At 59.8% G+C, this 11,709-nt stretch carries 10 protein-coding genes and 2 pseudogenes; 8 read left to right on the forward strand and 4 right to left on the reverse strand.

The annotated features are described in order from the left end of the window. Positions 1 to 28: 28 nt before the first annotated feature. On the reverse strand, positions 29 to 1,063 hold the full coding sequence (locus NF876_RS42685; RefSeq protein ID WP_262273686.1) for an IS630 family transposase: 1,035 nt from the start codon (positions 1,061 to 1,063) through the stop codon (positions 29 to 31). A gap of 482 nt (positions 1,064 to 1,545) precedes the next feature. Between NF876_RS42685 and NF876_RS42690 the strand changes: the two genes are divergently transcribed. From NF876_RS42690 to NF876_RS42705, 4 genes are all read left to right on the forward strand, one after another. Further along, positions 1,546 to 1,911 (forward strand): integration host factor subunit alpha, encoded by a 366-nt coding sequence (locus NF876_RS42690; protein WP_210804895.1) that lies wholly within the window; start codon positions 1,546 to 1,548, stop codon positions 1,909 to 1,911. A 370-nt stretch (positions 1,912 to 2,281) separates the two neighbouring features. After that, the gene (gene panB / locus NF876_RS42695; protein WP_114947380.1) at positions 2,282 to 3,160 is read left to right on the forward strand and encodes a 3-methyl-2-oxobutanoate hydroxymethyltransferase; all 879 of its coding nucleotides are present in this window, start codon (positions 2,282 to 2,284) and stop codon (positions 3,158 to 3,160) included. An 8-nt stretch (positions 3,161 to 3,168) separates the two neighbouring features. Continuing rightward, complete coding sequence (panC, locus tag NF876_RS42700) at positions 3,169 to 4,101, forward strand: pantoate--beta-alanine ligase (protein WP_210805400.1); 933 nt, start codon at positions 3,169 to 3,171, stop codon at positions 4,099 to 4,101. Between the two features lie 730 nt (positions 4,102 to 4,831). Next, positions 4,832 to 5,317: a GNAT family N-acetyltransferase gene (locus NF876_RS42705; protein WP_373696803.1), complete on the forward strand. Its 486-nt coding sequence runs from the start codon at positions 4,832 to 4,834 to the stop codon at positions 5,315 to 5,317. A gap of 256 nt (positions 5,318 to 5,573) precedes the next feature. On the opposite strand, the pseudogene NF876_RS42710 reads toward NF876_RS42705, so the two are convergent. The 3 genes and pseudogenes from NF876_RS42710 to NF876_RS42720 all read right to left on the reverse strand — a co-directional run. Next, positions 5,574 to 5,777, reverse strand: a pseudogene (locus NF876_RS42710) (ISKra4 family transposase); the annotation flags it as partial. Between the two features lie 89 nt (positions 5,778 to 5,866). Beyond that, a complete protein-coding gene (locus NF876_RS42715) occupies positions 5,867 to 7,492 on the reverse strand; it encodes an MFS transporter (RefSeq protein WP_262273688.1) in 1,626 nt (541 codons plus the stop codon). Positions 7,493 to 7,528: 36 nt separating this feature from the next. Continuing rightward, positions 7,529 to 8,377 (reverse strand): alpha/beta fold hydrolase, encoded by an 849-nt coding sequence (locus NF876_RS42720; RefSeq protein ID WP_247654161.1) that lies wholly within the window; start codon positions 8,375 to 8,377, stop codon positions 7,529 to 7,531. Between the two features lie 169 nt (positions 8,378 to 8,546). Between NF876_RS42720 and NF876_RS42725 the strand changes: the two genes are divergently transcribed. The 4 genes and pseudogenes from NF876_RS42725 to NF876_RS42740 form a co-directional block, all read left to right on the forward strand. Beyond that, a complete protein-coding gene (locus tag NF876_RS42725) occupies positions 8,547 to 9,893 on the forward strand; it encodes a sigma-54 interaction domain-containing protein (protein WP_210805394.1) in 1,347 nt (448 codons plus the stop codon). Between the two features lie 812 nt (positions 9,894 to 10,705). Then, positions 10,706 to 11,242 carry an ImuA family protein gene (locus NF876_RS42730; RefSeq protein WP_262273689.1) on the forward strand — a complete coding sequence of 179 codons (537 nt, stop codon included), beginning with the start codon at positions 10,706 to 10,708 and terminating at the stop codon, positions 11,240 to 11,242. Between the two features lie 22 nt (positions 11,243 to 11,264). Beyond that, entirely contained in the window at positions 11,265 to 11,429 is a 165-nt protein-coding gene (locus tag NF876_RS42735; protein ID WP_162820627.1) for a hypothetical protein, read from the forward strand. Between the two features lie 75 nt (positions 11,430 to 11,504). Beyond that, positions 11,505 to 11,709: pseudogene (locus NF876_RS42740) on the forward strand (transposase); the annotation flags it as partial.

Genomic DNA, 11,709 nt, shown 5'->3' on the forward strand with positions numbered 1-11,709 from the left:
TTATTGATCCGGCTGGGGCGATCTTGAACTACGCGGCATAACGGAAAGACGGATGCCCGAAGAAACTGCGGATCCGGTTGGGCAACTTGGCGAGCCGGCCCATATGGCTGATGACGGTACGTTCAAGTTCGGGTTTGCCGCGGGCGGGCGGCTTGCGCGTCACAGCCTGCTTCAGGTCGGCGTTCAGGCCCTCGTCCGGGTTCAACTCAGGACTATAGGAGGGCAGGTAGAAGACCTCGATCTGCTCCGTGCGCGCGGCCAACCAGTCCCGCACCGTCTGGGCCCGATGAACCGGCAGGTTGTCCCAGATCAGAAACACCTTGCCGTCGGCCTCCTGGATGAGCCGCCCGAGAAAGCGGATCAGGCTCGGGGCTTTGATGGCGCCATCGAGCACCATCCAGCGCAACTCGCCCTTGTTGGTCACAGCCGAGATCAGCCCCAGTCCCGCGCGCTTGTGGCTGGGGCGCACGACGGGCGTCCGGCCGCGTGGGGCGAAGCTGCGGCCGCGTACATCATCAGAGCGTAGGCCGGTCTCATCCCCCCAGAAGATCGTGCCCTTCTGCCGTCTGGCTTGCGCCACGATGGCCGGGTAGTCCTGCCGCAGCCAGCGCCGCACTACCTTCGGCAACTGCTCATAGGCGCGCCGGAGCGGCTTCTGGGCCGTGAAGCCCCAGCGCGCCAAGTAGGTGCTCATCGTGCGCACTGCCAGCCGGACGCCACAATGCCGTTCGATCAGCATTCGCACCGCGGCTCGGCTCCACAGGGCGAAGGGCAGGCCCAGTTCGTCGGGCGTGTGCCGGCTGATCAGAGCGCGGACCTGCACTTCCTGCTCAGCCTCGAGAAACCGACCCGTGCCGGGTGTCGGGCCCCGCGGCCCACTGGCCAATCCGGCCAAACCCTGCTCGCCGAAGCGGCGGCAGATATCGAAGACGCCGGTCCGGGTCAGGCCCACCTGCGCCGCGATGGCCTCATAGGTCAGGCCGCTCTCGCGCAGTCCGACGACCTGCCGGCGGCGCTCCTCTTGCGCGGCTGCTGGCAGCTTGCGCATGTCAACATGTTTCATCCCGCCAAACTGGATCGACCAGCCGCAGATTTCAAGATCACCCAAGCCGGATCAATAATTCCCGAAACCGTCTGAAGCGCTGTCTGACATCATTGATACCTGAATCTAGCACACACCGTGTCGCGCGTGGCCTCGTCCTAAATGGCGAAGCGCTGACTCTTGGATGGTGCGGATTCTATTTCAACGTTGGAATTCCTGAAGTGGCACGGACTACCTATCGCTGCATCGTCGTATTTGGCTGTTTCGGTAACGAGACGCATTGCAGGTGTGTCTGTCAGGCGACAGCTCACTCAGTAAGCCGATGTTATAAATTACGAAATCGATTACATAACGGACAAAGACTTTAAATGCCGACTACATGTGCTAAAGAACGTACACGAACCACAGCCCGCTTGTGTTTCGCTTCTCTGAGTATGTCGCTCCTCCCAAACTTGGGCTGGTTGCGACGGCAGCCCTTTTTCCAACCTGACCGGAGTGCGCTGATGGCAGGCAAGAGCGTAACGCGCGCCGACTTGACCCGAGCCGTGTACCAACAGGGCTTTGTCACAATGGATGATGCCGCAGACCTGGTTGATCAGGTCCTCAAGACGATTTCCACCGCGCTGGAAGACGGCGAAAACGTCAAACTCTGGTCATTCGGTATTTTCAGGGTGCGCAAGAAGGCCAAGCGCTTAGGACGCAATCCTAAGTCTGGGGTGGAGGTTCCCATTGAACCTCGCGGGGTCATCCAATTTAGCGCTTCGCCTGTTCTCAAGTCGCGGCTGAACCGAGCGTCACCTCCACGGAGCGGCCTCCACGCACGGGATGCTGATGGTTGGAAGGTCGCTCACTACGGCACAGGATCTTAGGTCAATGCAGTCTTGGAGTATCTCAGCCAGCTCGCGCTATGGCGGGCTAACCGGATTCGCAGCGAGCGTTGTCCATCAGATCTATTCCTCTTTCTCGATGCAGATCCCGGAGAATGTCTACACGCATGTTGTTGGAGCATCACTGTTCGGAGTGATCAGTGGCGCTGTCCTGTTTTCGGCGATCGCATCGCTGAGAAACCGGCTCATGTCACGTGGATAGCGGCCAACCATGGGTGCGGCAAGACTCTTCAGCGCTAGAATAATGATCGGCTTGGCCGAAGCTAGAGCCGCTGCAGGGATACATCGGCTCCGCCTTGTTGATCAATGTGAAACGGACTGTCCCATTCATGTCCAGAATGCGTAGAAATTCATGAGCCACCATCTTTCAATGGACAAGCAGCCGACTACGATCCCGTTGCTACAGCAGCAGGTGCGTGATGGTCAGCGGGTAACAATGACGACAGCTTATGACGCCGTGACGGCGCATTTGGCTGATCCGATTGTCGACATTATCCTCGTCGGCGACAGCGTTGGCAATGTCTGTCTCGGCTTCGACAATACGCTCCCGGTGAGCATGGCCATGATGAACCATCATCTCGAAGCGGTGGCTCGGACCAGACCACGTGCTCTGCTCGTGGCCGACATGCCCTATCTTAGCTACCATCTCAGCCTCGAAGACACCTTGTGCAACGCCGGTGGCTTTCTCCAGCGCGGGGCCGCCGCCGTGAAACTGGAGGGCGGCGCCAAGCGGGTCGAGACGATCCGGTCTCTCGTGGAATGCGAGATCCCCGTGATGGGTCATCTTGGTCTGACCCCGCAGAGCATCCATGCCATGGGCGGCTTCAAGGTGCAGGGAAGGGGAGCCGCCGACGCAGTCCGGATCCTAGAGGACGCTCACAAACTCCAGGAAGCCGGCTGCTTTGCCCTTGTGCTCGAGGGTATCCCCGTAGAGCTGGCGGCGCGGATCACCCAGACCTTGGGCATTCCCACGATCGGTATCGGAGCCGGACCACACTGCTCCGGCCAGGTGCTCGTCCTGCATGACGTACTCGGTCTGACGCAGGGGCACCGGCCCAAGTTCGTCCGGACCTATGTTGATGGCTTTCACCTGCTGCAGCAGGCCCTGGCTCATTGGGCCGAGGACGTGCGCAGCGGGACCTTCCCTTCCTCTGCCGAGGCCTATGCCCTGCCGGCCGATGTTCAGGCGACAGTTTCTGCCTGGACACCGTATCTTTCCACCCGCTCGTGAGGTCATTGATGCTCACCTACCGCACGATCAAACCCCTGACCCAATGCCTGCGCGGCTACCGAACCTCCACCCTGCGGGTCGGCTTTGTGCCGACTATGGGCTTCCTGCACGAGGGCCATCGGGCGCTCATCGACGAGAGCGTCGCCCGCTGCGACATCACCGTGGTCAGCATCTTCGTCAATCCTACCCAGTTCAGCCCCAACGAAGACCTCGACCGCTACCCGCGGGCCATAGAGCAGGATCACGAACTCTGCCGCAAGGCGGGCGTGAGCATGATCTTCCTGCCCGATGCCACTGAGATCTATCCACCCGGCTTCCAGACCTCTGTCGAGCCCGGCGCTGTGGCCGAGCCGCTGTGCGGCGCTGTCCGGCTCGGACACTTCCGCGGCGTGGCTACCGTGGTGAGCAAGCTGTTCAACATCGTCCAGCCGGACGTTGCCTTTTTCGGCCAGAAGGATTTTCAGCAATGCGCCGTAATCCGGCAGATGGTGCGGGATCTGAACCTACCTATCGAGATTGTCACGGTTCCGACCGTGCGCGAGCCAGATGGTTTGGCGCTCAGCAGCCGTAACAGCTACCTCGGCCCGACCGATCGTACGAGAGCGCTCTGCCTCAGCCGCGGCCTGCTCGCCGCGGAAGCTGCGTACGGGGAGGGGGAGCGCCACAGCCAGCGCCTGATCGAGATCGCCCGGGCTGTCATGACCGACGTCGACCAGCTGCAGTATCTCGAGCTGCGGAATGCCGAGACCTTGGACGCTGTCCAAGGCTTGGTCGGGGAGCCAGCCGCTCTGTGCGTGGCCGCCTATGTCGGACCTACGCGCCTGATCGACAATGTTCTCCTGATCCCGCCGAAACCTCTGGCTGATCGTGAACTCGAGTTGACCTCGCATGTGATCGGCCGCCAGGCGAGAATGAGTGCGGAAGGGCCGCAGCCATCATGACACTCCGCTCCATGCCCCATGCTGTTACTTACGACCTCAGCACCCGGCCGACTTCTGGTGCGACGACGACGGAAACGCTCCTGGCCTGGTGTGAGGAGCATGGTCTGTCCCAAGGGCCGATCACCGCAGAGATCCGTCAACGGCTCTCGCCTTAGGTCGCCCCCGACAATGTGGTAATGGCTCTCGAACCTGCCCCAGGCACAACCATTCATTATCGGAAGGGTCAACTCATGCGTGATACCCTGCATCTCACAATGGCCGAGAACTGGTTTGTCCCGCAGGGCCTGACAGCGGCAGTGAATGATTGTCTCAAAACGAAGGAAGTTCCGTTCGGCACCGTCATTGCGCCGCTCAATCCCTTCCGTCGCACGCTCTCGGCGCACTCCGCGCGTTCCCCGAGGGGGGCACCTCTAACTCTCGCACCGCTTGGCGACTCACCCCAGGATCCACGCCCCGAATTCATCCTGGAGCACACTGCCGTAGTTCTCAGCAGTTTCGGAGCAGCGCTGGCGGTTACCGGGGCAGATTGGGGCAACGAATCTCCTGGTTAGATTTGTTCTCAGACGCGCCGGATGGTCGTCTTAGGCGTGATAACGACTTTCCCGGTTGGTCTTTGACCGCGGTTTTGATGGAGAGACTGATGCCGAGCCAGGCAAACAGCCCCGGGAGCCACTTCTCGGCTGAAGCTCGAACGGGCAATGCGAATAGAGGCTCTCCACGCAGTTCCACCCTGGCAGATGCTGCTGTTCAGACAGCAGGCATCGATGATCAGTCCCGCCTCGTTGCGGCGATCGTTCTCGCTTTCAGTGTGGACCCTGCCGCTCGCTGGACCTATCCCGCCCCTGAGAATTATCTGAAGCACTTCCCTGATCTTGTCTGGATCTTTGGAGGCCCGGCCGTTGAGCGGCGCACGGCCCATTTCATCGGCGATGCACAAGCCGCCGCTTTGTGGCTGGCGCCGGGCGTGCAGCCCGATGAGCCGCACTGGTACTTGCCGTTGATCGGGGTTAATCCTGCACAGCAGGGCAAGGGTTACGGCTCAGCCCTGTTGAAGCATGCTCTCAGGCTTTGTGACGAGGACGGCACGCTAGCCTACTTGGAATCTTCGAACCCAAAGAACATCCCGCTCTACCAGCGGCATGGATTCCAGGTTCTCGGGACTATCCAGGTTGGGAATTCGCCGCCAATCACACCCATGCTCCGTCGCGCTGGTTGAAAGTCCGATCTCAACGGCGTGTTCGCACTCCTCGTTTCTGTCAATGGGTTAAGTCATAGACAAGCCCCTGAGGGAATCCTTCGCTCCCCAAAATGCCCCGATTACGCGCTGCCGTTCGTGCGAGAATGGTTCTGGTCGGACCTTGTGTCGATGATTCCCACGGTCTCGGCTCACGACCGAGCCGTAGAGTGCGAGACGTGAGCGATGACAGCGCAACAGAACCTGGGGGGCCATTCGCTCAATGATCCTGAGCTGCTCGAAGCGAGCTTTCCAAGGCACTGGTCGGGGTCTGCAGGAGCATATGAGCCCCGCGTCGGCTCCACTGCATCTGCTGCGTTTTGGCAAAACGATTGCTGATCACAGCATTCTTCGTAACCTCGACAAAGGCCAACGAGATCCATCCACACGACCGGTGGCGCTCGCCATTACTGATCAGGCTCGGCTCGTTGCTGTCGATGTAAATTCCCGCAATCAGCCAGCGCGGATGGCGGCGCATCGTCCGCCATCCTTTCGTATCTCAGGGCGAGCGGTCGCCTCCAAAACTGAGTACTAAGTTTCAAGATCCCTCCGGTTTGTCTCGGGCAAAAGCAGCGCCCCGATCACAACAGTTGCGGCGGCTACGGCTACTGTATACCAGAGGCCAGCAAAGTTGCTCCCGGTCGTTACGTTAACGGCAGTTGCTATGAATGGCGCGAACCCACCAATCCACCCATTGCCGAACTGGAGCGCGACGGACACACCACTGTAGCGAATATGCGTCGGGAAAAGTTCGACAAGGAGAGCACCCATCGGTCCGTAGACCATGGTTGCCATGAGGACCATGACGAACAGGATCGCGACCACCATTGGACCATGGATATTTTCTGGATCAGCATCGACCGGCATACCCCGTGCCAGCAAAGCCGCCCGTAACGCCGCCTCGTCAAATCCATCAAACATCTGCTCACCGACACTGACCCTCAACGCGGGGCCACCTGACATCACAACGAAGGGTACCGCGTTGCCAGCGAGAAAAGATTTTGCCCGCGTGCAGGTGTTTGTGGCCGTAGGCTGGAAAACCTGCTTAAGGATTGACTGATTGTCCTGACAATCACTGCCCTGCACGTGCACGACGGTTTTGGCGCGGAACTCGGCAAGCGCCGGATTGCCGTAGGCTACAAGCCCATGGAACAAAGGAACAAACAACAGGGCTGCCAGCGCGCAGCCTGTGAGCACGATCCGCTTGCGGCCAATCCTATCCGAAAGCCACCCGAAGAAAAGGAAGAAAGGTGTTCCGAGCAGCAGTGCGATCAACAGATACATGTAGGCTTGGTCGTGGCTCATCTTCAAGGTCGAGGTCATGAAGTACAGGCTATAAAAATGCGCCGTGTACCAGACGACTGCCTGACCGGCCACGATGCCGAAAATTGCGATCAGGACAATGCGTAGGTTTTGCCGCGTGCCGAAGGTTTCAGCAATTGGATTGCTGGACGTCTTCTTTTCGGCCTTCATTTGCTGAAAGACCGGCGATTCCTCCAGCTTGAGCCGGATGTACAGCGAGACCAGAAGCAGTCCGATCGACACCAGAAACGGAATACGCCAGCCCCACGCGACGAAAGCCTCGGCCGACATGGACTGACGGCAGATAAGGATCACGAGGAGGGACAAGAACAGTCCGAGCGTTCCGGTGATCTGAATCCAACTCGTCGTGAAACCGCGCCTCCTCGGGTCAGAGTGTTCCGCGACATAAGTCACGGCCCCACCAAATTCACCACCGACTGCCAGCCCCTGCAACAGACGCAAAGCAACGAGGGTAGCAGGCGCCCACCAGCCGATCGTCTCAAATGTCGGCAGCAAGCCGACGGCTGCCGTCGCAAGGCCCATGACGAGCATGGTCACGAGAAAGGTGTGCTTACGTCCAATAAGGTCGCCCAGCTGCCCGAAAACAATGGCCCCAAAGGGCCGAAGGACGAAACCCGCTCCAAAAGTAGCCAACGCCGCAAGCAATGCCGCCGTCTCGTTCCCCTTCGGGAAGAACAGTGATCCGAAGAATGCAGCGAGACTCCCGTAAACAAAGAAGTCATACCATTCAAACACAGTACCCAGAGCGGCGGCGAAAACGACACGTTTGGTATCTCTTGCAGGATGCATGGTTGCGCCAGGTGCGCCTAGATGAGTCACAGCTTGTAAAGACATTGTTTCCTCCAGAACTGGCTTATTGTTGCGGGTTGCCTACGCTGACGCTGTTATCCCATCGACGCGCGTGGCGTCACCGCGATGTCGCTCAAGAAATGCGCTCAGCCGACGATTGAACATGTCCGGCTGTTCGAGCATCGGGAAGTGACCAGCGCCCCGAATGATGAAGAGTTCGCTGCCTGGGATTCCGGCGGCGAGAAGCTCTGCCTCCTGGGGTGGAGTTATGGCGTCTTCGTCGCCAACTACGACCAACGTGGGGATGCAAATATGGTCTAGGAGTTCGCGTGTATCAGAGGCATTCAGAGAGGCAATCGCCTCACGGGCCACGAAGTCTGGTGTCTGCGCAACCTCGTGCTTTGCGAAATCGATCAAAGCTAGGGGCGCCGACGAGCCAAAGGAGCGTTCAATCACGCTCTTGCTAGCCTGCACGACCCCTAAGCTTTCAATGGCTCTTAGAACGTTGTCGACGTTCACATCAGGTCCAAGCCCGTGTGATGTTGCACCAACAAGCACGAGAGCACGCACGAGGTGGGGGAATCGTATTGCAAAGCTCTGGGCAATGGTTCCGCCCATCGACAGGCCGACTAGGAAGGCCTCATCAAGTGCCAAGTGCCGATAGACCCGTTCTACGTCTTCGACGAAAGCCTCGATCGTGTAGCGCCGTCTCTCAGGACGAGGCGAAACTCCATGCCCAGGTAGGTTGATCCTGACGACCTTGTACATTTTCGAGTACTCCACCACCTGCTCGCGCCAGAACTCAGCGGTCGTGGTGAAACCATGCACAAAGATGAGAGGGTATCCTGATCCAGACACGTGAACCACAGTGTCCCCAATGGTCAGTTCTTGGCAGTCTATCATTATCGCACCTCCTGCGATGTTCGACATCCGCCATAGTGCAAATCCCGTGCCAAGACGCCCAAGGGAAACTGTGGCTTGCCTATGCTATTCATTTAGTTCGCTTATTTCAGCGGGAGCCGCGGCATATTCATTTTGACTCTCGCCAGTGAGGAAGCTATATTCTCAATATTGAGACACGGATTCCAGAATCTGAGAAATGGCGCTGCCCAATTGGCTCGAGGCTTCCTCGGAGGCGCGGTTCCTGCGCCTGGTCCTTGACCATGTGTCTGACTGTCTTGTGGTCGTAGACACGTCCGGGAGAATCGTCCTGATCAATCAACCCTATTGCCAACTTCTAGGAGGAGATGAGGTCGATTTCATCGGCCGGCATATCACTGATGTCGTTGGGTCCCAGACCCGTCTGCACCTCGTTGCCCGCGGGGAGGGCACGCATGTCGGATACCCGCTCGAGGTACGGGGCCATAAGCTGGTGACCAAACAGGTGCCGGTCTATCAGGACGGCCAAATCATCGGCGCCGTTGGAATGGCGTTGTTCTCCGATGTGGAGGCCCTCAAGAGGACCTACAGCCGCATGGCGCAGGCCGGGTTGGCAATCCACCAGCGCGATCAAACCTGGGCAGCACAGTTTTCGCTTGACGATATTCTTGGAGAAGGAGAGCGGATAGCCGCCTACCGGGACACGCTGCGTCTTGCGGCTGAGCACGAAGTTCCCGTCCTGATTACAGGTGAGACCGGTGCCGGAAAGGAATTGGCCGCCCAGGCGATCCATACTCTCTCCCATCGAAGTGCCGGGCCATTTGTATGGATCAACTGTGCATCAATTCCGAGCGAGCTGATCGAGGCTGAACTGTTCGGTTACGAAGGAGGAGCCTTCACAGGAGCGCGCAGCCGGGGCAAGCCAGGCAAGTTTGAACTTGCTGTCGGGGGAACGTTGCTACTTGATGAGATTGGTGACATGCCGCCGCATCTGCAGGGCAGCCTGCTGCGTGTTATGCAGTCAAATGAGATTGTCCGCGTCGGAGGCACGTCCCCTATCCGTGTTGATGCGCGGATTATATGCGCGACCAACCAGCCGCTGGTTCGTTTCGTGGATGGTGGGCGTTTCCGCCGCGACCTTTACTATCGACTGGATGTTCTGCCAGTCCATGTGCCCGCCCTGCGAGAGCGGGACGACCAGCCGTTTCTCATCGAGGCGCTGCTGGCTCGTGTAGCCAATCAGCTAGGCAAGAAAGTACAAAGACCTTCTCCAGCGGACATGACACGCCTGCTAGCCCATACTTGGCCAGGAAACGTGCGCGAGCTGGAGAGCGTGCTTCTCCGCTTTTTGGTGACAGGCAAGATACAACTCTCCGGCGACACCGCTCATGCCTCCCCGGCGGTTGTTGCCCAATCCGACGCGTTTCTCAGGAAAAAGGTTGAAAGTCAGAAACTTTCCGAGGTGGAGGATGCTCTTAGGAAAACAGGCGGCGACAAACAACGTGCGGCGGATTTGCTCGGCATCAGCCGCGCGCAACTCTACAGAATTATCAAATCAACAAGGTAAGTCTGAAAGCGCCTTCTAGACGGGGCACTTCTCCACGACCACGTGCCAATGAGAAGGGTTGAAGCGACCAGTCCGTATGCACGAGCAGACCTTAGCGAGCACTCTTTGGGCCTCGTGCACGACAGCACGCGTCACCTGGCTCAGCACAGGGCTCACAATGCGGCTCTGCTGCCAGAAGAGCGGGACATCCAGAGGTTGGCTGGGCCTGAGCGCGACCAGCCTCCCGACGCGCAGGTGTTCGATCTCAAGCGGCTCCGGGTCCGTACCTCAGCCGCTTCTGGCCATGGCTGCATTCACAAAGGCTTGGGATGAAGGGAGACGCTGCAGCGGGGTGAATAGCGGCCCCGAGCACCTGCCGCAGCCATTCTGCCTGAGCCGGTCCTTGCGATTGAAGATCTGGCAGAGGGCGCGGACCGCCGCGACCTCGCTGAAGCTGTCGGAAACCACCAAACTCAGTACCCTGGGCCTGCAGAGATCCGAGCGGTTGGCACTCCCAGCTCCGGACCGGCCTGCTATGCCCCGTCACGGTGGCAGCCACCGGGCCACGCCGCAGCCACTCTGCGCTGTGTTCCTGTTTTGCTCTATTTTGACGCAGGAGGGAGGTGAGCTTGACCGATGGTTACCCTGCGCGAAGTCGTCGACGACTTGAGGCGCCAGATCGAGAGGCTTGGGGGGCTCATCGCTCACGCAAGTCCCTGCCCTTTGGCGTCCCTGTGCTCGACCGGCACCTGCCCGGGAGAGGGCTTACCCTTGGATCCCTGCACAAGGTGATCAAGGAAGGACCCGCTTCGGAGTTCGCTGGAACCGTCACGTTGTTCGCAGCCAGGATTGCCGCCCGCCTCAAAGGCCCGGTGCTCTGGTGCCTGACCCGGCGCGATCTGTTCGCACCTGGCCTGATGAAGGTCGGCTTTCATCCGGATAGTGTCATTTACGCCGAGACCTGCCGTGATGCCGATGCCCTGCCCCTCATCGAAGAGGGCCTCCATCAGAAAGACCTCGGCGCCGTCGTCGGTGAAGTCTCCCGGCTCGGCCTCACCGCCTCCCGTCGCCTGCACGTGGCCGCGGAGGCTTCAGGCGTTCCCGCCCTGGTTATCCGGCGCTGGTGGACGGCCGCCCAGAGGGACCTGACCAAGCTTCCCACCGCTGCCGCGACGCGATGGCGTGTGTCGCCGGTCCCGTCAGAGGTTGTTCCTGCTGGCGGCCTCAAACGCGGCCGCTGGCAGGTTGAACTCGTGCGCTGCCGGGGTGCGGATCCCCGTTCCTGGATTTTGGAGGCCTGCGATGCGCAGGGTCGTCTCGCTCTACCTTCCGACCTGGCCGACCGACAGGAACAGGCGCAAGTTCGGTGATCCCCCGCGCGAGAAGCCGCTTGTGACCGTGATCAAGCAGGGCTCACGCCGGCTGATTGCGTCGGCCTGTCCGGCCGCTCAAAAGGTCGGCCTGATCGAGGGAATGGCTGTTGTCAAAGCCCAGGCCATGGTCCCCGATCTGCACATTATCAACGCCGGTCCTAAGCTCGACTTTGGCCATTTCTGACGGGTGATGTGGGAGCGAGGGCGGCGAAGCGAACGATGCGGTAGACTGGCAGCGTTTCCGCCAAGAGACACCGCCATGCCGGATCTGCCCGCCCGCTTCGCCGCGATCATTGTAGCCTTTGCCCCGCTGTTTTGCCACCGGACGTGGCGTCACGCCGAAATCCTGCTCGTCGGGGCCATCCTGGCCCCCGGCAAGCGCACCGTGACCAGCATCTTGCGCATCTGCGGCCTCAGCCGCGAGCGCCACTTCGTCAACGACCATCGCGTGCTCAGCCGGGCTC

This window comes from Microvirga yunnanensis (assembly GCF_025460875.1).